The 24953-nt window shown below is 59.8% G+C and carries 16 protein-coding genes; 2 read left to right on the top strand and 14 right to left on the bottom strand.

Annotation, left to right across the window (positions count from 1 at the left end; translation table 11 throughout):
• Positions 1–20: 20 nt before the first annotated feature.
• From JFT86_RS20600 to JFT86_RS20545, 12 genes are all read right to left on the bottom strand, one after another.
• Entirely contained in the window at positions 21–1709 is a 1689-nt protein-coding gene (locus JFT86_RS20600; protein ID WP_201238110.1) for a polyurethanase, read from the bottom strand.
• 64 nt (positions 1710–1773) lie between these two features.
• Positions 1774–4851 carry an autotransporter serine protease gene (locus JFT86_RS20595; RefSeq protein WP_201238109.1) on the bottom strand — a complete coding sequence of 1026 codons (3078 nt, stop codon included), beginning with the start codon at positions 4849–4851 and terminating at the stop codon, positions 1774–1776.
• Positions 4852–5075: 224 nt separating this feature from the next.
• Complete coding sequence (locus tag JFT86_RS20590; RefSeq protein ID WP_201238108.1) at positions 5076–8027, bottom strand: autotransporter serine protease; 2952 nt, start codon at positions 8025–8027, stop codon at positions 5076–5078.
• 180 nt (positions 8028–8207) lie between these two features.
• The gene (locus JFT86_RS20585; RefSeq protein WP_201238107.1) at positions 8208–9575 is read right to left on the bottom strand and encodes a TolC family outer membrane protein; all 1368 of its coding nucleotides are present in this window, start codon (positions 9573–9575) and stop codon (positions 8208–8210) included.
• A gap of 2 nt (positions 9576–9577) precedes the next feature.
• Complete coding sequence (locus JFT86_RS20580; protein ID WP_201238106.1) at positions 9578–10927, bottom strand: HlyD family type I secretion periplasmic adaptor subunit; 1350 nt, start codon at positions 10925–10927, stop codon at positions 9578–9580.
• A complete protein-coding gene (locus JFT86_RS20575) occupies positions 10924–12702 on the bottom strand; it encodes a type I secretion system permease/ATPase (protein ID WP_201238105.1) in 1779 nt (592 codons plus the stop codon). Before JFT86_RS20575 ends, JFT86_RS20580 begins: the two co-directional genes overlap by 4 nt.
• A 218-nt stretch (positions 12703–12920) precedes the next feature.
• Complete coding sequence (locus JFT86_RS20570) at positions 12921–13334, bottom strand: AprI/Inh family metalloprotease inhibitor (protein ID WP_201238104.1); 414 nt, start codon at positions 13332–13334, stop codon at positions 12921–12923.
• 93 nt (positions 13335–13427) lie between these two features.
• Entirely contained in the window at positions 13428–14888 is a 1461-nt protein-coding gene (locus JFT86_RS20565; protein WP_201238103.1) for a serralysin family metalloprotease, read from the bottom strand.
• A gap of 453 nt (positions 14889–15341) precedes the next feature.
• Positions 15342–16427: a polyamine ABC transporter substrate-binding protein gene (locus JFT86_RS20560; protein ID WP_201238102.1), complete on the bottom strand. Its 1086-nt coding sequence runs from the start codon at positions 16425–16427 to the stop codon at positions 15342–15344.
• A 54-nt stretch (positions 16428–16481) separates the two neighbouring features.
• Positions 16482–16826: a cupin domain-containing protein gene (locus JFT86_RS20555; protein ID WP_201238101.1), complete on the bottom strand. Its 345-nt coding sequence runs from the start codon at positions 16824–16826 to the stop codon at positions 16482–16484.
• A 30-nt stretch (positions 16827–16856) separates the two neighbouring features.
• Positions 16857–18263, bottom strand: a complete 1407-nt coding sequence (locus tag JFT86_RS20550) for an FAD-dependent oxidoreductase (RefSeq protein WP_201238100.1) — start codon at positions 18261–18263, stop codon at positions 16857–16859.
• Between the two features lie 52 nt (positions 18264–18315).
• Complete coding sequence (locus JFT86_RS20545; protein ID WP_201238099.1) at positions 18316–19131, bottom strand: nuclear transport factor 2 family protein; 816 nt, start codon at positions 19129–19131, stop codon at positions 18316–18318.
• A 263-nt stretch (positions 19132–19394) separates the two neighbouring features.
• On the opposite strand from JFT86_RS20545, the gene JFT86_RS20540 reads away from it, so the two are divergent.
• The gene (locus tag JFT86_RS20540) at positions 19395–19667 is read left to right on the top strand and encodes a DUF1652 domain-containing protein (protein ID WP_034154176.1); all 273 of its coding nucleotides are present in this window, start codon (positions 19395–19397) and stop codon (positions 19665–19667) included.
• A gap of 51 nt (positions 19668–19718) precedes the next feature.
• On the opposite strand, the gene JFT86_RS20535 is transcribed toward JFT86_RS20540, so the two are convergent.
• Positions 19719–22193 (bottom strand): UvrD-helicase domain-containing protein, encoded by a 2475-nt coding sequence (locus JFT86_RS20535; protein WP_201238098.1) that lies wholly within the window; start codon positions 22191–22193, stop codon positions 19719–19721.
• Positions 22194–22471: 278 nt separating this feature from the next.
• Between JFT86_RS20535 and JFT86_RS20530 the strand changes: the two genes are divergently transcribed.
• The gene (locus JFT86_RS20530) at positions 22472–23167 is read left to right on the top strand and encodes a pirin family protein (RefSeq protein WP_201238097.1); all 696 of its coding nucleotides are present in this window, start codon (positions 22472–22474) and stop codon (positions 23165–23167) included.
• A gap of 74 nt (positions 23168–23241) precedes the next feature.
• Here JFT86_RS20530 and pgm read toward each other — a convergent pair whose 3' ends face one another.
• A complete protein-coding gene (gene pgm, locus JFT86_RS20525; RefSeq protein ID WP_201238096.1) occupies positions 23242–24888 on the bottom strand; it encodes a phosphoglucomutase (alpha-D-glucose-1,6-bisphosphate-dependent) in 1647 nt (548 codons plus the stop codon).
• Positions 24889–24953 lie beyond the last annotated feature (65 nt).

Genomic DNA, 24953 nt, shown 5'->3' with positions numbered 1-24953 from the left:
GGCTCGCTCCCACATTGGATCTATGCGAAGACGAAACTCGAGTCCGACAGGTTAGCCACGCCAACCCCGACCAGCGTCACGGCATACTCGCCAATCTTCAGCACGGTATCGCTGCCGGACTGCGACGCATGCTGCTTGTAGTTGTAGCCCTGCCCCGCGCCTTCGACGCCCATGAACACCAGTTTGTCGCTGCCCTGATAACCGTTGATGGCATCGAAACCGAACGCGCCGCTGAACAGGAAGGTGTTGTTGCCACCCACCGCCGTCATCACGTCGTTACCGGCGCCACCGACAAAGGTCACGTGGCCCTTGTCGCTGATCAGCTTGTCGTCGCCGCCCAGACCGAACAACCAGTCACCGTCGGCACTGGCGTGCAGCGCATTGCCGTAGCCATCGCCGCTCAGCGAATGGTTGTACTGCGTCAGCTCGCTGCCATTGGTCAAACCCTTGGCTGTTACGCCCCAGGTGATTTCCTTGCTGCCCCACCATGAACCCGACTCCTTGCTCACCAGCGCGCCGATGTCGCGGGTCAGGCTGATGCCGCCGTAAGCGTCGCGCACGTACAGCGTGCCGTCACCGTCGTTGGCGAAGCTGAAGTTCTGCAACGGTTTCTGCAATTCGAAGGTGTTGTGGCCCTGACCACCGAGCAGGATGTTGTAGCCGCCGTCATCGCGAAAACGGTCATCGCCACCCAGGCCTTCAAGGAAGTCGTTGCCCGCCCCGCCCTTGAGCCAGTCGCTGCTCTGCGTGCCGATGATGAAAGTGCTGCCCGTGTGCGGCTCGCCGCTGCGGCCCAAGTCCTCGACCCAGGTCTTGCCCCGGGACACCTCTTCAAGGTTGGAGACGATGATCGTCGAGTCCTTGTGGGTGAGGCCGTAGAACTTCGAATCGATCACTCGATTCAAGCCATCGGCATAGCCCAGCGAGCTGTGGGCCGACCAGTTCAGCGGGTTGACAATGCTGAACGGCACGAGGTTCTGCGCGGTCGACGCATAGTTGTCGTTGAAGTTGACGATATTGTCGGTGGTCGAATCGTGCGGTTTGTCGTGTTTGCCCATCGAGGCGGTGCTGAACATGGTGCCGTCGAGCACGCGGAACACCGGATCGTTCTCGTAACCGATGTTCAACACGTTGTTGCCGGTGCTGCTCTGGGTCGGCGAGGCAAAGGACACGTAGTTGGCGTCCTTGAAAAACCCGCCCCAGTTGCTCGCGCTCAGCTCGGCCACACTGTTGACCCCGAGACCGCCGAGGCTGTGGCCGCTGATCAACACGTCCTTGGCCGCGATGCCGTGAGCGAGGGAAAACGCCGCAACTGCCTTGAGCAAGTTGTCGAAGGCATTTTTTGCATATTGAGTCGCGTAATCCGACGGCCCGATGGCCGCCAGCAAATTGTTCTTCATGTCACCGAAGGTGTCGCTGTAGCCCAGCCCACCGGTGCCACGAAAGGCAACGCCGATGCCGATCAACTTGCCAGCGGCGTCGTACTTGCCGAGCACTTCGGCTTCAGCACTGGTGAAACCGTCCTTCTCGCCGAAGAACGTGCCCTGCGCACCGACCTTGCCCTGATAGCCCAGCGCCGTGGCACTGACCGGCTTCCATGCGGTGCCCGGCAACGCTTGCCCGGTCGGCGTGTAGGCATACAGCGTGAGGGCGATGGCATCGCTGTACAACGCTTTGCCATCGGCATTTTTGTAATCGAACAGTCCCATGTTGTGCTCTCTCTTCCTTCAAATCAGTGCTGGCAGCCCCCTCTGGAACTGCCAGCACACGCCTTTAGAACTGCCAGTCGAGGGTCAGACCTACGCCGTGGTCCTTCTCGTTGTTACCGATCAGTCCGTTGTAATCCAGGTTGACCCGGACATCGCGATTGAGCGCCAGCCCGGCACGTACGCCGACCACGGCAGCATCACGATCCATCGACACACTCTGCACAGTGAACGCGCTGTTGCCATTGGCGAACGCCAGGTGGCTGTCAGCATCGACGCCGCTCAGGTTGTGCTGCCAGCCGAGGCTTGCGCCGAGTTCCAACTGCTGTTTGTCCGACAGCGCGAAGCTGCGCTTGGCGCGCACGCCAAGGGTCGACAGCACTACATCACGATTGTCTTCACCGCCCTTGAGCGCCGCCGCATCACCCTTTTCGGTGAAGCTTTCGGTGTTCAAATGCACGTACGACAAATTGGCGAACGGTTCCAGGTTCATCGGTTGCAGGCGCAGATCGTAAGCCGCTTCGGTGAACACTTGGGTCGTCGCGGCATCGTGCTTGGTCTTTTGTTTACTGCCGATGTCCCCAATCTGCAGGTCACGCTTCACATCCACGCGGTGCCAGCTGTACGCCGCACCAGCGGTCAGACGCAATGCATCAACTTGATGCCCCAGGTACGCACCCAAGTGGTAGCTGTCGACGGACGCCGACGAATGCGTGCCACTGCCCATGCTCAACGAGCTGTCGCTATAGCCGGTAACGAAACCCAGACGCGTATCTTCAGCAATCAAGCCGTCGACACCGGCCAGCAAGCCACCGATGGAGCTGTTGGAATCGGCATTGTCATGCCCGCCATCGCTCTTGCCCCAGGCGCCCAGCACCTTGACCCAGGCGTTGCTGCGATCATCCGTCGGCGCACCGGCATCGAACAGATCACGCTCGCGCAGACGCTCGCCCACCGCTTCACGCAGATAACGGCTGTCGTTGATCAGCATCGTGCCAATGGCCGGATGAATCTCGCCGGACAACTGCTGGAAGGCTTGCTGCGCCGACGCCGCATTTGGCGACACCAGCAGGGTTTCGAACAGCGCATTGCCGGCGCCCAGACGCTCGGCAGCAGCACCGACGGCGCGCTGGTTCGGCGTCAGACCGACGCTGGCGAACGACGCTTCGTTGCGCCCCACCGCCAGTTGAATGCCGTTCGCCGAGTATGCCAGCGTACCGCCGAGGAACGCGTAATCCGGCAGCACCTGACCGAAGCGCCCTTCTATGCCGCCCGCTGCTTGCAGGATGTTGTACTGAGTGCCGAGCAGGCTTTGCACTTCGTTGGTGGTCAACAATGTCGGGCTGTTTTCCAGCGACATGGTGACGGTAGCGCCCTCAATGACTGCTTTACCGGTGGCGATGATCTGGTCGCTGCTGGTCGGCGACAGTTCTACCGCGTAGGTCGAGCCCGGCGCGAAAGTCACGTCACCGGCCACGTTCATCGTGCCGATCGAATTGCCCGGGGCCACGGTGCCGCCCTTGCTCACCGACAGCGCACCGATGTGGCCGTTGCCGCCGAGGATACCGCCGTCATTCACGGTGACCGCCGAGGCCAGCGAACCGTTGATGGCCAGCCGTCCCTGATTGACCAGGGTCGGGCCGCTGTAAGTGTTGTTGCCGGTCAGCACCAGGGTGCCGAGGCCTTGCTTGGTCAGGCCGCCGTGTCCGGAAATGTCGTTGCGCCAGGTGTCGAGGCCGCAAGTGATGTCGGTGCACACGCGCTCGGTCGGTTTGCCCTGATCGATGATCGCGCCGATACCCGGCAGATCCGCGACGAACTGGCCGGAGCCGTAAGCGCCCTGAATACGAAACTCTTCAGGAATGTCCTTTTCGGTGACGAACATCGACGGGCCATCAATGCCCTTGCGCAGGTTGATCATGCCCCAGCCGTACAAGGCGTCGACACCCGGTGCGCCGAGGTCGGTGGCGGTAGTGCGCAAGACGCTGGCGACCTGATCGCCGGTCATGTACGGGAAGCGCTCCATCAGCACTGCCATGGAGCCGGCCACATGCGGCGCGGCCATCGAGGTGCCGTTGTAATTCTTGTAGCCGGTGGTCAGGTTGTCGGCGTTGGTGCCTTCGATGATCGAGCTGAAGATTTTCGTCCCCGGCGCCGACACACAGAAGCTCGCGGTGTAACCGCAACGCGAGGAGAACGTACTCATGATGTACGGATTGGCGCTGGCCAGATCCGGGTTCTGCTGCAACGCGGCGACGGTGATCCAGTTCGGCGCGATGTCCGGGACGAAATAGCCGAGGCCGGCGATGGCGTCCGGGTTATTGAGGTTGTAGTCGTTGCCGGCGGCGAAAATGGTGACGATGCCGCTGCGTGCGGCGGCGATTGCACCGTCATAGGCACCGCCGGGTTTGGTGCCGAGCAGTGTGCGGATCTCGTTGAACTGCACCTGCGCGTCATTGACGGTGAAGTGCGGGTATGCCGGGTTGCGGCCGCCGAGGTCGAATCGGTCAGTGATGCCGATGCCCCAGCTGTTGTTGATGATCCGCGCACCGCTGGCGATCAGCGCATCCCAACCGGCCTTGTACACCGCGCCGTCGTTACCGCGAACGATGCCATCTTCCGGGCCCGGGTCGCCGTTGTCGGCGCTGATGATTTGCGCGCCGAACGCCACACCGTGCATCGGCCCGCCGTCACGACTGCCCGCCGCAATACCGCCGACGTGGGTGCCATGGGCGCCAAGTTTGCCGTCGGAGCCGACCGAGGGCGAACCGTCATAACGGAATGCATCCCCGGCCTTCACCGGGATGTACGGGTCGGTGTATTCGCGGATACCGCTGGTGACCAGGGTGATGACCTTGTTGCTGCCGGAGAACTCCGGGTGTGCGGCGTACACCGGCTGATCGAAGATCCCCAGTTTCACGCCCTTGCCGGTGTAGCCAGCGGCGTAAGCGTGATCGGCGCCAATCGCGCCCAAACCCCAGTCAGCCTTGAATTCGGCGCTGCGCCAACTCGACGGATCGCCAGTGCGACCGTTCTCCACGTAAGGCGCAGCGTGCGCCGTACCGATTGCACACAGCACGGCGAGCGTGAGCGTTTTCAGGGCAAAGCGGCCACCCGTTTGCGCGGGGGTTTTATTGTTATTCATCCAGCGACCTTCCTTAGTGATGTTGCGAAAAATCCGTATCTCTCAAACCGTTACGCTTCCTGTGGCGAGGGGATTTAGCGAAACGTCGCACCGCCCCGTTCGGCTGCGCAGCAGACGTAAATCCAGACGACTCGGTTTGTCTGAAAGATTACTGGGGCCGCTTCGCGCCCCATCGGGGATGAATCCCCTCGCCACAGGTATGTGAGCAGCCGTGAATCCGTGGTTCAGAACTGCCAGTTCAGGCTCAGCCCGACGCCGTGGCTCTTCTCGCGGCTGGCCAGTTGTCCGTTGTAATCAAGGTTCACCCGCACGTCTTTGCTCAAGGCCAGGCTGGCCTGCACGCCGACCAACGCGGCATCGCGCACCAGCGCTGAACTCTCAACGCTGTAAGGTGTGCCACCGCTGGCAAAGCGCAGGTGCTGCTCGGCGTCGATATCGCTCAAGCTGTGCTGCCAGCCGAGGTGGCCGCTGACATCCAGCGATTGCCGAGCCGACAGGTTGAACGTCTTGATCGCCCGCACACCGAGCGTGCTCAGCACGGCGTCACGCTGGTCGCCCGAGCTTTTCAGCGCCGCCGCGTCGCCCTTCTCCGTGAGCCCTTCAGTGTCCAGATGCACGTAGGCCAGATTGGCGAACGGCTCCAGCGCCAACGGTTGCAGTTGCAGTCGATAGGCCGCTTCGCCGAACACTTGAGTGGTCGCCGCATCGACCTTGGCTTTCTGTTTTGCACTGACGTTGGCGTATTGCAGATCGCGCTTCACATCGGCGCGATGCCAGCTGTAAGCCGCGCCGGTGCTCAAGCGCCAGGCACCGATTTCATGCCCGGCGTAAGCGCCGAGGTGGTAACTGTCGACCTTGGCCGACGAGTGCGTGCCCGAGCCCATGCTCAGTGAACTGTCGCTGTAACCGGTGACCAGACCGATGCGCGTTTGCTCGTCCAGCGCGCCGTCGACACCGGCCAGCAAGCCGCCAAGCGAAGTGCTGTAACCCGCCGTGTCATGACTCGAATCGGTCGTGCCCCAGGCGCCGAGTGCCTTGATCCAGCCGTTGTTTTGCGTCGCCGAGGCATCGTGCAGGCGCTCGCCCACGGCATCACGCAACTGGCGGCTATCGTTGATCAGCATCGAACCGAGGGCCGGGTAAATCTCACCACTCAGTTGCTGGAACGCTTGTTGCGCGGAAGCAGCATCTGCCGACAGCAGCACGCTTTCGTAGACTGAGTTGCCGGCCCCCAGGCCCTCGACGGCGGCGGCGACCGAGCGCTGATTCGGGGTCTGGCCGACGCTGGCAAACGTGCTCGCGTTACGTTCGATATCGAGCTGGATACCGTTGGCGGTGTAGTCGAGGTTGCCGCCGATGAACAGGTAGTTCGGCAGCACGGCAGCGAACTGGCCCTGAATACCTCCGGCCGCTTGCAGGATGTCGTACTGACGCCCCAGCAGGCTTTGCGTCTCGGTGGTGCTGAGCAAGGTCGGGCTGTTTTCCAGCGACAGACTGACCGTGGCGCCGCTGACGGTGGCTGTACCGCCGGCAACGATGCGGTCGCTGCTGGTCGGTGACAACTCAACGGCGTAAGTCGAGCCCGGTGCGAAAGTGACGTCGCCCGCCACGTTCAAGGTGCCGATCGAATTGCCCGGCGCGACGCGACCGCCACTGTTGGCCGCCAATGCCGCGATCCGCCCGGAACCGCCCAGCGTGCCACCGTCATTGACGGTGACCGCCGACGCCAGCGACCCATTGACGCTCAACAGGCCGCCATTGACCGTGGTCGGGCCACGGAAGCTGTTGTCGCCGGTGAGAAACAGGCGCCCGGCGCCGGATTTGATCAGGCTGCCCTGATAAGCCCGCGTTGCCGCTGCCGCATCACGCGCCGTGCCAATCGCGTAATCGGTCTGATCCTGCTGACTGGCGCCGGCCGCAACGCCGTTCTGCCAGCCCTTGTCTTGCAGGGTTTGCTGCCAGGCGGAGTGTTCGGCGAGGTCCTCGCTCTGGCGCTGCAGCAGAGCCTTGTCGGAGATGTCATTGCTCCAGACATCGCTCTGCCCGGCCGGCAGATTGGCGTCAAACGCGCCGAGCAATTGTCCCGGCCCGCGCATCGCCCGATTCAAATTGGCCACGCCCCAGCCGACGCGCTCGGTGGGCGCCTCAGTGACTGAACCATCAAGTTGTGTGGCGGTGGTCAGCAGCGTTTCGAGCGCCTGCTGGTTGTTCATGTACGGGTAACGTTCCATCACCAGCGCCAGCGCGCCGGTCGCGTGCGGCGCCGACATCGAGGTGCCGGACTTGATCGCGTAGCCACCGTCGGGGATGGTGCTGTCGATCTTCGCCCCCGGCGTGGTGATGCACCAGTATTTGGCGAGGCCGCACTGGTTGTACTTCTGCTGGTTGCTCTGATCGAGGCCGGACACCGCCAGCCAGTGACCTTCAAGGTCCGGCTGAAAGTACGGCAGCGCCGAGCGCACGCTGGCATTCGGATAACCACTGTTGCCGGCGCTGAACACGTTGATCACGCCGCGCCGCGACACGTCCGCCGCCGCATCAAGCCAGGTGCCTTTGTTCCAGTGTTGGGCGTAGGCCGCGTGCAGATCGGCCATTGTGCGATAGCTGACATCCGGCGGCTGACTGCCCCAGCTGTTGTTGATGGCACGCACGCCGGCATCGGCCAGCGCGTCGTACGCCGCTTTGAAATAGCGCGGATCGGGATTGGGGCCGAACAGGAAACTGTCGTTCTTGTTGGTGTTGCCGACATAGATCTGCGCGTTGTACGCCACGCCATGCATGCCCGTGCCATCGCGGGACGCGCCCATGGTGCCGACGACGTGGGTGCCGTGGGAATCGTTGTTGGAATTGAGGGTGCCGTCGACGTTGAACAGTGATCCATCGACATAACTTCCGCTGGTCGACACCGGGTGATAACGGTCAGTGGCGAACTCGGGGTGGGCGGCGTAAAACCCGGAATCGAGGGCGCCGATCTTCACGCCTTTGCCGGTGATCCCGGCGGCATAGGCCTGGTCGGCCTGCATGCGTTCAAGACCCCAGTCACGCAGGAACTCGGCGCTGCGCCAACTGGCGGGATCACCGGGTTTGCCGGTTTCCAGGTACTGCGCCTGGGCCTGCGCCATAGAAACTGCGAGCAACAGCGTGCCGACCGAAATCGGCTTGATTCGTACGTCCATGTTCACCACTCACTTTCTTATTGTAGTGCAGGAGCTGCCGTTAGCTGAGATCCGAAAAGACAGATCAAGAGATCGCAGCCTTCGGCAGCTCCTACAGGAGTTATCTGCTGCCGGAAATGTCACTGTCCCGCTTCATGTAGGAGCTGCCGAAGGCTGCGATCTTTTGATCCTGACCTCTGGTCAGCGGGTTTTCGGGCCTTGGCCGAACGCCTCATCCACCCGCGCCAGATCCTGTTCATTCAAGGTCCCGGCGTAGTAATGCAATTTGGTCCATGCCATCAAATAGTCGTACCGCGCCTGCGCCAGATCGCGGCGGGTGGTGAACAGTTGTTGCTCGGCGTTCAACGCGTCGAGATTGGTCCGTTCACCGCCGAGGATGCTCTGCTTGGTCGACACCACCAGCGCTTCTGCCGAGGTCAGCGCTTTCTGGTAAGCGCGCAATTTGTTCACCCCTGACAGGCAGGCGCTGAACTGGCGACGCAGTTCGATCAGCGTCTCGCGGGTCTTGCCGTCCAGTTCATATTCGGCCTGTTCCATAGTGCGGCTGGCTTGCCGGGTCGAAGCCGAGACCCCGCCGCCGGCATACAACGGCACGCTCACTTCGAGGCCGATGGTGTTGGTTTCGTAACGCTGGTTGTAGGTGTTGCCGCTTTCCGACTCGTTCTGGCGCATCGAGGCGTAGGCGTTGACTTTCGGCAGATGCCCGGCACGATTGCGCTCGACCTCGTAACGCGCCACTTCCACGGCCTGGCGTTGCGAAGCCAGATTGGGGTTATTGCTGATCGCCATTTCGTGCCAGGTGTCGTAATTGGCCGGCATCAGTGCGAAGGTCTGGAAGTTCTGATCCAGCGGCGCCAGATCACCAATATCTACCGCAGGCACACCCACCAGCGCACCCAATTCACGCAGCGCCGCATCTTGTTCGTTGCGCGCCTCGATCTCCTCGGCCGTCGCCAGCTCATAGCGCGATTCGGCTTCAAGAATGTCGGTGCGCGTACCCTCGCCCTGCTTGAACATGTGCTCGTTCTGCTGGAACTGCTGCTCGTAGGCCTTCTTCTTCGCCTGGGCGATGTCGATCTGGTCCTGGGCAAACAAGGCTTTGGTGTAGTTGTCCAGCACCCGCACCAGCAGTTCCTGGCTCTTGCCGCGAAAGTTTTCGTCGGCGAACAACGACTGCGCGACACCCTTGCGATACGCCGCATAGGCTTCGTAATCGAGCAACGGTTGCTGCAAGGTCAGCGCCGAGCCGTAACTGCTGTAGTTGCGGTCTTCGGTCCGATTGCGTGCGCGGTCATCGAGAGAAGTCGCTTTCGAGGTGTTGCGGCCCTTGTTGTAGGTGTAACCGATTCGCGGCAACAGCCCGGCGCGGCCGATGGCGCGGTTTTCCAGGCCAGCATCACGCTCCTTGATCGCCCCGAGGAACACCGGGTCATTGCGCAACGCCTGTTCGTAAATCTCGAACGGCCCCATGGCCGCCACTGCCGAGTGACTCGCGAGCAGCATCAATGCCGCCCCGAGCATGGAAAGCTTATTCATACAGCCGGACATCCTTATTCTTCGGTCAACGCAGAGCCGGCCCGGTCGAGCAGCGGTTTGAACAGATAGTTGAGGAGTGAACGTTCGCCAGTGCGCACGAACATTTCTGCCGGCATGCCCGGCTTGATCACCAGACCGTTGAGTTTTTCCATGGCCTGGTCGCTGACGCTGCTGCGCAATACGTAGTACGGCACGCCGGTTTTTTCGTCGACCATCTGGTCGGCGGAGATCAGGCTGACTTCACCCGGTACACGTGGGGTTTTGCTCTGGTTGAACGCGGTAAACAGGATGTCCACCGGCAAGTGCGGACCGACCTTGTCGATCAGATTGATCGGCAAATGCCCTTCGACTTCCAGGGTGGTGCCTTGCGGAACAATCTCCAGCAGGGTTTCGCCCTGGCGGACCACGGCACCTTCGGTGTGCACGCCGAGGTTGACTGCCACACCGTCAGCGGTGGCGACGATCTCACTGTGTTGCAGGTCGAAACCGGCGGAGGTCAGTTGCTCGGACAGGGTGACGCTCTTCAACTGCGCGTCGGCCAGTTGCGTGCGCACTTCCTTCTGATATTCCTCGCCGTGTTGTTGCAGCTTTAGGCGCGACTCCAGAATGCCCTGCTCGACGCGACCGCTTTCACCGGTGTTTTCCGCCAGTTGCTGCTGCACTTGCGAGAGTTGGCGCTGATATTCCATCAAGCGGTTACGCGGGATGTAGCCGTTGTCGGCGAGCGGTTGCAGGTTGCTCAACTGTTGTTGCAACGAGTCAGCCTGAGCATTGAGGTCGGTGCGCGCACGGCGCATGCCGGCCAGTTGCGCGGTGGCGCCTTCGATGCTTGCGCGCAACCCGGCCTGCTCACGATAAAACGCTTCGCGGCGGCTGCTGAACAACTGCCGTTGACCTTCCAGCACCAGCGCCAGGCGCGGGTCCGGGTCATTGCTCAACTCGGCGGGAAAGGTCACTTGCTTGAGGTTGTCACGTTCGGCCTGCCAGCGCGCCAGGCTCGCCCACGCCATGCGGTACTGCGCTTGCAGCGACTGCACATCGGCGGCAACTTGCGTCTGATCGAGTCGGAACAGTGGCTGGCCCTGCTTTACGATCTCGCCTTCGCGTACCAGAATCCGGCTGACCACGCCGCTGCTCATCGACTGCACGGCTTTGCGTTTGCCCGAGACCACCACGGTGCCCTGCACCGGAATACCCTGATCGAGTGGCGCCAACGCCGCCCAGGTGAAGAAACTGCCGGCGCCGACAATCGCCAGAATCCAGCCCATGCGGGCGAAAAATTTCGCATCGCGCTCCGGGCGTTCGGCGACATAGGCGTGTTCCATGCTCGCTTCGTTTTCAGTGTTCATGCTTGCGCTGCTCATACACCCGAATTCCTTGTCGTGGGCTGATACTGCCGGCTCATGCTGAGCCCGCCCGGTGCTTGCGCAGGTTTCTCGCGTTGCTGCTCATTGGCGGCGCCGGACAGCGCCTTGAGCACATCCTGACTGGCGCCGAAGGCTTGCAGACGGCCGTCGTTGAGCACCAGCAATTTATCGGCCTGGGCCAGCACCGAAGAACGGTGCGTCACCAGCACCACCGTGGTGCCCTGGGCCTTGAGCTGCGCGATGGCGCTGGCCAATGCCGCTTCGCCGACGGTGTCGAGGTTGGAGTTGGGTTCATCCAGCACCACCAGACTCGGCGTGCCGTACATGGCTCGCGCAAGTGCCACGCGCTGCTTCTGGCCACCGGACAAGCCGCTGCCGTCCTCGCCCAATTGCGTGTCGTAACCTTGCGGCAGGCGCAGGATCATTTCGTGGACGCCGGCCTGTTGCGCGGCGACGACGACTTTCTGCGGATCGGCCTCGCTGAAACGCGCGATGTTCTCGGCGATGCTGCCGCTGAACAGCTCGATGTCTTGCGGCAGGTAGCCGATGTACGGGCCGAGCTGATCACGATTCCAGCGGTGAATATCCGCACCGTCCAGACGCACCGTGCCACCGAGGGTCGGCCACACGCCGACCAGGACACGGGCCAGGGTCGACTTACCGGAACCGGAAGCACCGAGTACGCCCAGCACTTCACCGGCGCCCAGGTTGAAATTGACCATGTGCAAGGTCGCCGCGCGTTGCCCCGGAGGGCCGGCGCTGACTTGTTCAAACGTGATCTGGCCTTTCGGCGCCGGCAGCGCCATGGCGTCATCGCTCGGCGGGAAGGCTTGCAGTAGCGCGTCGAGACGACGGTAAGCCAGCTTCGCCCCGCTCCACTGTTTCCATACGGCAATCAACTGATCGATAGGGCTCAATACGCGGCCCATCAGGATCGAACCGGCGATCATCATCCCGGCGGTCATGTCGCCCTTGATCACCAGTAACGCACCGAGCCCCAGCACCAGCGATTGCAGGCACAGGCGCAGGGTTTTGCTCAACGAACTGATCACCGCGCCGGTGTCACTGGCCTGATTCTGCAAGCCAAGAAAGCGCGAATGCACCTGGAACCAGCGCTTGCGCAACGAACCCAGCATGCCCATCGCCTGAATGGTTTCGGCGTTATGCAGGTGGCTGGTGGCCAACTGGCTGGATTTCTGCGAGAAACCGGCGGCTTCGCCCAGCGGCTTCTTGGTCATGTATTCGTTGAGGCAGGCCAAGGCAATCAGCAACAGCGCACCTGCCGTGGCAAGCACGCCAAGCCAGACGTTGAACAGGTAAATCACGAACAGATACACCGGGAACCACGGCGCATCGAAAAACGCGAACAGCGCGGGACCGGTGACGAATTGGCGAATGTGGGTCAAGTCGCCCAGAGATTGCCCTGCATTGCCTTCACCCTTGAACAGGTTACGTTCGAATGCAGCCTGATAGACCCGCAGGTTGAAACGGCGCTCTAGTTGGCTACCGATCCGGATCACGATGAAGCTGCGCACCACTTCCAGCATGCCGATGAAAGCGAAGAAACCGACGACCATCAGCGACAGCATCACCAAGGTGGTTTCGTTCTGCGAGGACAGTACCCGGTCGTAGACTTGCAGCATATAAATCGACGGCACCAGCATCAGCACGTTTATCAGTGCGGTAAAGCAGCCGACGCTGATCAGAATGCTTTTATAGTCGCCCAATGCCTTGAATAAGGGAGCGGTGGCTGGGGCCTTCGCCATCTTCATTGATTCTTCCTGGTCAATATCTCTCGTCGATCTTTGACGAGACTTCAAATGAGTTTTCCGAGCAATGCCGGAATTTGCTTTTTTTGTGGACGCTTACAAATTCATAACAACTTTCGCGATTTAATGCGGTGCAGTTGTTATCAAGAAAGCTGCTTATAACCACACAGCGATACCTTATATAAACCTTGTCGGCTATTTGATAATTACGACTATGGCGCCTAACGCTCAAAAGTAATGACCAGGCCCGACTTCAAAGTAGCAAGGTAATGCTCGTCACGCTGTCGGCTGAAGAACAGAATTCTTGAGCCGTCCTTGCCGGTGATGGAAATACCGTCCGGTTCGGGAAACCAGCCGATAGGCGTTTCTTCGAGCCAGGCTGCAAGGCAATCGGCGCCCTTTCCGACAGTCTGATTCAGCGCCAGCTCTACAGCGCAGGTGTTGGACGGTTTGTCCTGGAGTTTCTGCGCTTCGGGAGCGTCATTGCCGGCGCTCAGCGTCGCCTGCCAGTGCCCGGCCAATTCCGATGGGTCTGGTAATTTAAGGCTGCTTGCCATGCTTGTTTCTCCGGTAACCATCATCAGCGCCGCCATCAGCCACGCCAGCGTCTTGTAGGTAAAAACGTTTCGACTCATAGGAAATTTCACTCCGGCGCGTAGCCTTGCCCACCGGGCACAACGATGCAAGCGAAGAAAGCGGCGCATCACGCGCCGCCCTCCTGTTTCACATCAAGCCACGATGTCGCTGGTCGCTGCCTGGCCAACGGTGCTGACCTGGAAGTCGGCCACGCCGTGCCCGGAGAAGTCCACCGAGAGCAGGCTGTTGCCGCCCGACGACGTCAGCACTGCATCACCGACTGCACCGGTGAAGGCGTTGACGAAGTGCAGGCCGGCGCCGTTGGTGATGCCGGTCAGATCGATTTTGTCCAGACCGCTGACGAAATCGAGGATCTGATCGATCGCACCCGGCTTGGAGTCCGAGCTGGCTGCGAACACAAAAGTGTCCGAACCCGCACCGCCCCACAGCTTGTCGGCACCGCCAGCCCCGTAGAGGATGTCGTTGCCGGCACCGCCCTTCAGTTCGTTGGCCACGCTGTTGCCGATCAGCAGATCGTTGCCCGAACCGCCGATGGCGTTCTCGATGATCGCGCCCTTGGCGATGGACACGTTGCCCACCAGGCCGCCAACGTCGGAGAACGAGGCGTCATTGAGGTTGATCTTCTGGTTCTGAGTGAAACCCGAGAAGTCCAGAGTGTCCTTACCGCCCGCATCCCACACCGAGAACACCACTTTGTCACTCGACGACGAAGCGCTGAGGAAATCACGACCGGTGTTGGAGTTGAAACCGTAGGTGGTGTCACCGGTACGGGTGGTGGTGTTGGCACCGTAAAGTTTCTGGATGGCTGCGATATCGTCCATCAGCGGGCCGGAGGAATACGCTTCCACACCGCCCTTGCTGAAGTTCTGATTGGTGTTGCTCTCGCTCCAGTAACTCATAAGGCTGTAACCGCGGGTGTCTTGCCCGTAGGAAGCATCCTTGTAAGTCGGATTGCCTTCGCCGGCGTTGTAGTCGCCAGGGTGAGACAGGCCCAGGGTGTGGCCGATTTCGTGGGTCAGGGTCTGACGCCCGTAGTTGCTCAGGCCTGGGTTCTTGTTGACGTCGTAGCCGCTACCGGTCAGGTACCAGGACTGGCCGTCATAACCAGGCTCGGTGCCCGGCAGGAACGCAAACGCTGCCGCGCCTTCCTGGCCTCCGCTGTAGTTACCGAAGGTCATGTGACCATCGCCGCCTCGGGCAGCTTCGGTGAACGTCACATTGGCGACATCGGCCCAGGATTGCATGGCGAGCACGGCTTGGGCTTTTTGCAGGGCGCTGAACTGACTGAAACCGGTGACACCGAGGCCGCTGAAGTTAGCGGTTTTGGCAGTCAGAAAGGTGTAGGTCAGTTCGATCTTGCCGCTGTGATCCAGGTCGTTCCAGTGGGCACCATCACGCAGCAACTGAGTCGCAGCCTGATCCACCGAGAACGACGGTTTGCCATTGACCGTGAGGTTGCCGCCACGATCGTACTGATGGCTGAAGCTATTGATCTGGTTCCAGGCAGAGCTGGTTGCGGCCAGAGGTTGCGCCGTCGACAGCAGAAGAGCCTGTTCGGCGGTATCAATAGCATTAGCTTTAACTTTCGACATAAACACACTTCCTTGTTTAGCAATGGAACAGTTTTTGTCCGATAGCGACAACCCCTGGCGAGATTGTCCTATCACTCGCCCAATGAAGGCATCAGAAACCTGACACAATTTGAAATCTGACGTAAAGCATTTTTTTGAGATCAAATTGAACTGTTCCGGGAAACTCCCGTAAACAAAGCTTGCGCGCTGGGAAGAATGTTTTAGATGGCGATTTCTCGCCTAATTGTCTGACGATTTTCTATTTAATTATTAAATATCGGTAAGTTGTTTTTTGTTAGATGCGTCTCACTTTTCTGCACTTTATTAGTGCAAACACTAATGCCAGCGCTTTGACATCAATCCTTGTTTGCGACGACCTGTAGGAGCTGCCGAAGGCTGCGATCTTTTGATTTAGTTCTTGGAAGAAAAGATCAAAAGATCGCAGCCTTCGGCAACTCCTACACGGAGATGTCTTTAGCTGCCGGTGCGGATCTTGTTCCACACACGGGTGCGAATCCGGTCAATATTCAGCGGCATCGCCTCCAGCGCGAACAACTTGCCCATCATCTCCGGGCTCGGGTAAACCTTGGTGTCGTTCTTGATCGCCGGGTCGATCAGGCTGTCGGCCTGTTCGTTGCCGTTGGCGTAGTGCACCGAGTTGCTGATGTCGGCCATCACGTCGGGGCGCAGCAAGTAGTTCATGAATGCGTAGCCGGCCTTCTCGTCCGGTGCGTCGTTAGGCATGGCGACCATGTCGAACCAGATCGCCGCACCTTCCTTGGGAATCGCATAGCCGATTTCGATGCCGTTCTTCGCTTCTTTGGCGCGGCTCTCGGCTTGCAGGATGTCGCCGGAGAAACCCACGGCCACGCAGATATCACCGTTGGCCAGGTCGCTGGTGTACTTCGAGGAATGGAAGTAACTGACGTACGGCCGCACTTTCATCAGCAGCGCTTCGGCCTTCTTGTAGTCCTCGGGATTCTTGCTGTGGTGCGGCAGGCCCAGATAGTTGAGCGCCGCCGGGAGCAATTCCGGGCCGTTGTCGAGGATCGCCACGCCGCACTTCTGCAGCTTTTCCATGTATTCGGGTTTGAAGATCAGATCCCAGGAATCAACCGGCGCGTCGTCGCCCAATACCGCTTTAATCTTGGCAATGTTGTAGCCGATGCCGGTGCTGCCCCACAGGTACGGAAAGCCGTGCTCGTTGCCCGGGTCATTGGTTTGCAGGGCCTTGAGCAACACCGGGTTGAGATTCTTCCAGTTCGGCAACTGACTCTTGTCGAGTTTCTTCAGCGCCCCGCCTTGAATCTGCCGGGCCATGAAGTGGTTGGACGGGAACACCACGTCGTAACCGGAGTTGCCGGTCATCAACTTGCCGTCGAGGGTTTCGTTGCTGTCGTAGACGTCATAGGTGACGCCGATGCCGGTCTCTTTCTGAAAGTTCTTGGTGGTGTCCGGCGCAATGTAGCTGGACCAGTTGTAGACCTTGACCGTCTCGGCGGCATGACTGATGGAGACAGCCAGCAACAGCGGCGCCAAAGCGAGGGTTTTCTGGATCATGGGTCGATTCCTGTAGAGGCTATTGTTGTTGGCAGGCAATCAAAGGATCAAAAATCAGAAAATCAGTACGTAGGTCTTGCGCACGGTCTCGTGGATATCCCAGATACCGAGCGTGTTGGCCGGCAACATCAGTGCGTCGCCACCTTGTATGTGCAGGGTTTCACCGCCGTCGTCCGGGGTGAACGTGCAGCGCCCGGAGATGAAATGGCAAAACTCCTGAGCGGTGATCTGCCGGCGCCAACGACCGGGCGTGCATTCCCAGACGCCGGTTTCGACGCCGTCGTCGCGCTCGACGCTGGTGGTCGAGGCAATGGCGACGGGTTCGCCGAGGGGCACGGCAACCGGGTTGGATTCGTCGAGTGTCAGCGTCGCGGTGTTTTTGAACTGGGTGATGCTCATGGCGTTACCTGTCTTTGAAATAAACAACGTTCAGTGCATGAAACCTTCCATGAAACCGGCGACCTGACTGGCGAGCTTGCGCCGCCATGGCGCGGTCGCCGGGTTGGCCAGGGTCTGGTCTTCATGGACGAAGCTTTTGATGATCGCGTTGTAACCGAGCCAGCGGCACGGCTCCGGCTCCCAGGCGCGCAGTGCGTGAATGCCACCGTCGGGCAGCACCCATGGCTGGTTAACCAATTCGCTGTCGCGCTCAAGAATCAGATCCGCCAAGGTGCGGCCGCCGAGGTTGCTGGCACCGACACCCTCCCCGCCATAACCGCCGGACAACGCGATGCCGTTGGCGCGGTCGCAGAGCATGTGCGGCTTGAAGTGCCGGGACATGCCGAGGTTGCCGCCCCAGGCGTGAGTGATTTGCACGTTTTTCAGTTGCGGGAACAGCTCACCAAACAGATAGCGGCGTAGCTCGACCTCATCGCGGGTCAGGTCGAAGTTGTGGCGCAGCTTGCCGGCAAACTGATAACCGCCACGCGCACCAAAGATCAAACGATTGTCGGCGCTGCGCTGGCCGTAGGTGACCTGGCGGCTGAATTCACTGAAAGCCTGGCCGCGACTCAGGCCGATCTCGTCCCAAGTGGCGGCGGACAGTGGCTCGGTGGCGACGATCAGGCTTTGTACCGGCAACTGATAACGACCCAATGGCGGCAATGTCACCGAATAACCTTCCACGGCCGGGACGATCCAGCGACTGCGCACACTGGCCTTGGCCGTGCGCAAGCTACCCGACTGCCAGTGGGTGACCGGGCTGTTTTCGTAGATCTTCACGCCCATGCCCTGCACGGTGCGCGCCAGACCACGCACCAGTTTGGCCGGGTGAATGGTTGCCACATGTGGCGCATAGATGCCGCCGTACGGCTTGGCGACACGGATTTGCTGCGCCAGTTGCTCGGGGCTGAGCCAGCGGTAATCGTCGTCGGTCAGGCCTTGGGCGTGCAACTCCGCCAGGTATCGGCGAAGACTGGCTTCCTGCTCCGGGTAACGCGCCGCGCAGTACAGGACGCCACCCTTGCGATAGTCACAGTCAATGCCTTCGCGCTCGAGGACGACTTCCACTTCATCGGGGATGCTGTGCAGCAGGTCAAACGAAGCGCGGCGCTGTTCTGCAGACAATCCGGCGAGCAAACGATCCTCGCCGAGCAAGTTACCCATCAGCCAACCGCCATTGCGACCCGAGGCGCCGAAGCCGGCGGTTTGCGCCTCGATGATGGCGATGTCCAGGCCTGGGGCAAGTTTCTTCAGGTAATACGCCGTCCACAGCCCGGTATAACCGGCGCCGATAATTGCCACATCGACGTCCAGATCCCGCTCAAGCTCGGGCCGCGCAGTCAGCGGCTCGTCGAGTTGATCCATCCATAAACTGATAGTGCGCCATGCTGGCATGCAAGACTCCGCCACTGAAAACCTTCGATGGCGTCGATCCTAGTGCGCCAGCTCAGGGGATGTCTTGCGCGCGTGTCCGCAAAGAAATTTGTTTGGCGTAAGCCTTCGGCGACTGCCCGGTGTGCTGGCGAAAACAGCTGTAGAACGCCGACAGCGAGTTGAAACCGGCCGCGAAGGCCAGCTCATCGATGCGCACGGGCGGCGTGGCCGCGTCGAGGGATTTGAGCAAATGCTGCAGGCGCGCCTGATTGACGTAACGATAGAAGCTTTGCCCCAGCACTTGATTAAGCAGGTAGGAAATCTGATTGCGGCTGTACCCGCACTCCTTCGCCACCCGTTGCAGGTCGAGCTCGGGATCGAGATACGGTTGCTGCCGTTCGAAATATTGCTGCAGATCGTCGGCCATAAAGCTCAATTGACGGGGTGACAGCCCCAAACGACTGACTGCCGGGCGCTGACTGGCCTTCTCGTTGTCACCACTTTGCGCGCGAACCAGCGAGGCGTATTCGTTGACTCGCCAGATCAGCCCGTCCTTGACGGTGATCGCCTCGCTGGAGCGGAACGACACCAGACCGTCCCCTCCGCGCAGCGTCACTTCGTACTGAATGAACGCAGTATTGCCGTCCACACGAATCCGGTCGCAATGCTCAAGCGCTTCGTCGGATTCCCTCGGCATGCTGACCCGCACGTACTCGCGCAACTCGTCGAGACCCAGCACGCGGTTCTGGAAGAAATCGTTGTACTGAATGTCCGGGTGATACAGCGCCATGACGCTGTCGAGGTCGCGGTGCTTCCAGCTCAAGTGATAGCGCATGACCGTGGCGGCCGTGGCCTGGGTCTGTTCTGGGCCGTCGTCGTCGGCGTGCATAAAGGGCTCGGCGCAAAAGAATCGAGCTTGCCCAAGTTCGCCACGGGCAGCAATGACTAATCCATAGTGGCACTTTGGCGACAAAGCCGTAGGCCGTGACTTACATCAAAAAATGCGAAGCAATCGCGAAACGAACTGAAAAATCGCACAGAATTTTCACATGCAGATGCTATTTTTAATGGCAGTCACCGGTTGAGCCAATGAAGGCTCTTCCCACCTAACGTGAGCAAAAGGAAGCGCTCGATGAAGAAGGCGGGCAACACATGAATAAAGGATCAAGCAAAGTCACGTTCCCCAACGCATGCCAATTGATGCGCTGGCATTTTCACCCGATGGGTTTCGAAGCAACGATGGACGCGCCGGGCAGCATGATCGCCCGTCTGTTTGATCGCGCCAGCGGCGAAACCATGATCGCCATCGCCGGCATCCCGTGCGCCACGGTGATGAATGCGGCGGACGTCGAGCGAATTATCGAGGCTGTGGAGGATGAGCTCGAAGCGTTCATTCCTCCAGAGTCTCTCAGGAGTTACGCATAAGCTTTTGATTTACAAGAAAAAAGCCCGCAGCGCTGCGGGCTTTTTTGTGGCTCATGCCATCGTTTTTTCGGACCGGTGATCGGCGAAGAACGGCTTGCCCTTTGCCACCCGATCAGACGCACGAGGCATGTTCACCGCCTGAACCTCCTGCGGCTCGACGTACCAGTAACAGTGACTGACTGCGCGAGTGATGCCAACGTAAGCCAGCCGCAGAATTTCGTCCTTCTGCGCGCTGTCATACGGCTCGCTGTCGCCGCTTTTACCCAATCCGGCCATGCGATAGACCTGATTTTTGTATGGCGAACTGGTCAGGTGCTGACAGTCTCCGAGGAGAAACACCGCGTCAGCCTGCAAGCCCTTGGCACTGTGATAGGTCAGTTGTTTAATGCGCCTGGCCTCGTACGGCAAGCTCGAATCAACATTAACTACCGACTGAATATGCTCTTCAATCAATGACTTATCACTGCTTTTTCGATAAAGCATCAAGATTGAATGGCCTTGTCGATAGTGTTCGGCGAGCCGCAGACCCAAGGCTTGGTCGTCGCGCTCCAGCACATTGACGGGCTGTAGCGGCTTCGGTTCGCCGCAGGCCTTGGCCTTCTTCCCGGGGATCGCGGGTGCTGCCCGCACGATGTGCTCGGCCGCATCGATGATGTGTTGATGACTGCGGTAGTTGTCGCTGAGCATGACCCGGGTGGTACTCGGCGACGGGAATTCCTTGGTGAATTCCATGAAGTAACTCGGCGAACTGCCGCGCCAGCCGTAAATCGATTGCCAGTCATCACCCACACACAGCAGCGACGAACGCTGCGCACCCCGGCCGACATGCATGGCCGGCCCACGACTACGGATTTCGGCAAGACTGGCGCGAATCCACGAGACGATCTGTGGCGAAACGTCCTGAAATTCATCGATCATCAGGTGCGACATGGGTCGCAGCAGCTCATCGCTGAGCAGCTTGAGATTTTCCGGCGAATGCTCGCTGAACAGTGCAAACATGCGGTTGTAGGTCATGACCGGTGGTTTCTGGTCGAGCAGATGATCTTCCAGTGCGCGCCAGAACAGACTCAATGCCTCAAAGAAAAACCGGTCCGGGTCATCCTTGGCGAAACTCATCCGGCCGACGGCGTCTGGTACGTCCAGCCCCAGGTTCTCGATGAACCCCGCCGCGGCAACGAAACAGTCGAGCAATGGCGCTGAAGCCAGTTCGCCTTTGACCTTGTAATCGAAGCCGGGGCCAGCGCTGGCATCGCCCGCCAAAGCCGTCAAAACGCGCTTTGATGATTCGTAACTATCTATCCAGATCAACGGCTTACGACAGAAAGCTTGAAACAGAGTGCGTTTTACCGCCCACTCTGCGCGCACCGAAAGCTTTGCGTTGGGCCGGTTGAGCTGTGGGTTTTCTCGCGGATCGAAACCGAGCACTACCCAGGCATCGAGGCTGGGAATGTAGCCATGCCCGTGGAATTTCGCGCCATTGATCTCGAAAGTCTGGCGATTCGGTTCGATGCCCTTGATCGGCCAGGCACCGGCACGAAACCACAGATCTTCGATGACGTCGCAGAGTTCTTCGTCGCGCCTGGACGCCAGTTCGGTGACGGCCATGCGCTTTTGCACATCCGGGTGATCGCGTTCCAGCTCCTTGAGCTGCAACCCCACCTTGGCCATTGGCTGAATCAACTGGCGGAAGCGCTCGTCCTGAGTGAATAACCGGTGATAACAGGCGTTAAGCTGCTGGCGTTGCGCGTCATTAATTCGCAGGTCGAACGGATTACTGTCGACCTCCTCATCAGCACCCTGCGCGCGATGGCTGAGGTTCTCGAATGCCTGCAAACGCTCGAAGCCCGGCAGGCTGCGGACCATCGGCAAAATGCGCGAGTGAAAGGTTCGCACCAGTTCCCGCGCCTGTTTCAAGCTCAACGCATGACCCCAGAGCGCGAACAGTTCGATCAGTTTATTGATGAAATCCTTGCGCGACTCGCGGGTGAACGTCACCACGGTCATCGAATCGAGCTCAAAGCCCAGATAATGGCTCAGCAACAGAATCCGCAACACCAGCGTGGTCGACTTGCCCGCTCCGGCGCCGGCGACCACGGAGGTTGAGGGTGTTTCGCTGAAAATCATCTTCCACTGCGCAGCGCTCGGCTGAGCCTGCGCGGGCAGCAAACGGGCGACATCGGTTTTGATGCGTTTCTTCAGTTCAGGCGTCAGCGGCAGACGCCAGTCATCGAACAGGTGATTATCGATGCTCGGCGGACGATGCTCGGTGCTGCGGCTGTCGCGTATCAACAAAACCTGCCGGCCCTCCTCCAGACCTTCGAGCTTGCCCTCGTTATAGCCGTACTCAACGCCTGCCGTATGCCCACTGCGAAAACCGTCAGCCTGACCATGCAGCCAGGAGGCGCGATGCTGAGCGCGCAAGCGAGTCAAACCGTGGCCAAAGAAGCGCGCGGCCAGGCGCTTGAACCATGGCATCTCGGCCAATGGACGAAGTTCGGGAGGAAGATCGGGGGTGTGTTGCGCCACGCTGACGGGCTCCAGTGTGTAAGGCTGTTGAGGGCTATGGTGTCTGTATTTACCGTCGAGTTCTAGCGAAATGCTTACAGGTCATTGGTTTAGGCGATGAATTGAAGGTGGGATGAGATCGTTTCGACGTGAAATCCAATCAAGTTATTCGATACTGATACCGCAGTTTTTACGCTTTTTCTCGATGCTTGCCTGATAGATGATCGCCGTCATACACCACCGGACTTGCGCCAGATGCAGCCATTGCATCCCGCGACGAGCCTTTTGAGGAGACGATCATGCTTGAACTCAGACCTTTCAGCTCGCTGGGCGGCGCCCATCATGGCTGGTTGGATGCCCATCACCATTTTTCGTTCGCCGAGTACTACGATCCGCAACGCATGAACTGGGGCAACCTGCGGGTTTGGAATGATGATGTGATTGCTGCCGGTACCGGCTTCCCGCAACACCCGCATCGCGACATGGAAATCATCACGTATGTGCGTGAAGGTGCAATTACCCACCAGGACAACCTTGGCAACAAGGGGCGCACTGAAGCCGGCGACGTACAAGTGATGAGCGCCGGCACCGGCATTGCTCACAGCGAGTACAACCTCGAAGCGCAGGACACGAAGATTTTCCAGATCTGGATTCTGCCGACCGAAACCGGCGCCCCGCCATCGTGGGGGGCGAAACCATTCCCGAAAGGTCAGCGTGAAGGTTTTGTGACCCTCGCCAGCGGTAAGGACGGCGACGACCAGAGTTTGCGGATCCGCGCCGATGCTCGCTTGGTTGCGGCGAATATCAAGGCTGGAGAAACCGCCGAATATCATCTGGATGCGGGCCGTCGTGCGTATCTGGTGCCGGCCACAGGTGTGATTGAAGTCAACGGCCTGCGTGCACAAGCTCGAGACGGTGTGGCGATTGCACATGAGCAGGTGCTGACGGTCACCGCGATTGAAGACAGTGAGATTGTCTTGGTGGACCTTGCCTGATTGCATCAATGGCAGGCAAAAAAAGGGGCAACCGCAATGGTTGCCCCTTTTTTATGGCGCGCATTCGCTGAACATCACTTGCTGGCGATAGCACCATCCACCAGGGTCTGCGCTTCGGCCACCAGTTGCTTGAGGTGATCGTCGCTGATGAAGCTTTCGGCGTAGATCTTGTAGATGTCTTCGGTGCCCGAAGGACGTGCTGCGAACCAGCCGTTTTCGGTCATCACTTTCAGACCGCCAATCGCTTGGTCGTTGCCCGGCGCGTGGCTGAGAATGCTCTGAATCTTCTCGCCCGCCAGTTCGGTGGAGGTGACTTGTGCCGGCGACAGCTTGCTCAGCAACGCTTTCTGTTCCGGGTTGGCCTTGGCGTCAACACGCACCGAGAACGGTTCGCCCAGTTCGTCAGTCAGTGCGCGATAAGCCTGGCTTGGATCGCGACCGGTGCGCGCGGTCATTTCAGCCGCAAGCAATGCCGGGATCAGACCGTCCTTGTCGGTGCTCCATACACCGCCATCCTTGCGCAGGAACGATGCACCAGCGCTTTCCTCGCCACCAAAACCCAACGAGCCGTCGAACAGACCGTCGGCAAACCATTTGAAGCCGACCGGCACTTCATACAGGCGACGACCCAGACGCTTGGCAACGCGGTCGATCAAGCCACTGCTGACCACGGTTTTACCCACGGCTGCATCGGCACGCCACTGCGGGCGGTTCTGGAACAGGTAGTCGATGGAGACCGCCAGATAGTTGTTCGGCGCGAGCAAACCACCGGATGGCGTGACGATACCGTGGCGATCGTGATCCGGGTCACAGGCAAACGCGACGTCGAAACGTTCTTTCAGGCCGATCAAGCCTTGCATTGCATGGCTGGACGATGGGTCCATGCGAATCTGACCATCCCAATCAACGGTCATGAAACGGAAAGTCGAATCGACTTCCTTGTTCACCACGTCGAGGTCCAGACGATAGTGCTCGGCGATGGCCGACCAGTAACGCACCCCTGCTCCGCCCAACGGGTCGACACCCAGATGCAGCTTGGCATCACGAATGGCATCGAAATCGATCACGTTGATCAGATCGGCAACGTAGGAATTCAGGTAGTCGTGGCGATGAGTGGTGCTGGCCTTGAGCGCCTGCTCGTAGCTGATGCGTTTCACACCGGCCAGTTTATTGGCCAGCAGTTCGTTGGCCTTGGCTTCGATCCACTTGGTGATGTGGGTGTCGGCCGGGCCGCCATTGGTCGGGTTGTATTTGTAGCCACCACTTTGTGGCGGGTTGTGCGACGGCGTGATGACGATGCCATCAGCCAGGCCCGAAGTACGGCCACGGTTGTAGCAGAGAATGGCATGGGAAATGGCAGGTGTCGGCGTGTACTCATCCCCTTCGCCGATCATCACAGTCACACCGTTGGCCGCGAGGACTTCCAGAGCGCTGGCTCCGGCCGGTGTCGACAGCGCGTGGGTGTCGATGCCAACGAACAGCGGGCCGGTAATTCCCTGGGCTTCACGGTACAGGCAGATAGCCTGGCTGATCGCCAGAACGTGCCATTCATTGAAACTCAAGTCGAAGGAACTGCCGCGGTGACCGGAAGTGCCGAACGCCACGCGCTGCGTGGAAATGGAAGCGTCAGGCTGGCCGGTGTAATAAGCCGTTACCAGTCGCGGGATATCGACCAACAATTCTGCCGGTGCCGGTTTGCCCGCAAAAGGACTGAGAGTCATGCAAAACCTCTGAAATAGAGTGGTTCAGGAATAGAGCGCAGTTTACTGGCAGTTTGACCGCAGTG

Source organism: Pseudomonas sp. TH06, from assembly GCF_016651305.1.
Lineage (GTDB): Bacteria > Pseudomonadota > Gammaproteobacteria > Pseudomonadales > Pseudomonadaceae > Aquipseudomonas.
Note: the sequence above shows the minus strand (reverse complement) of the source record. Positions and strands in the feature narration are given on the sequence as shown.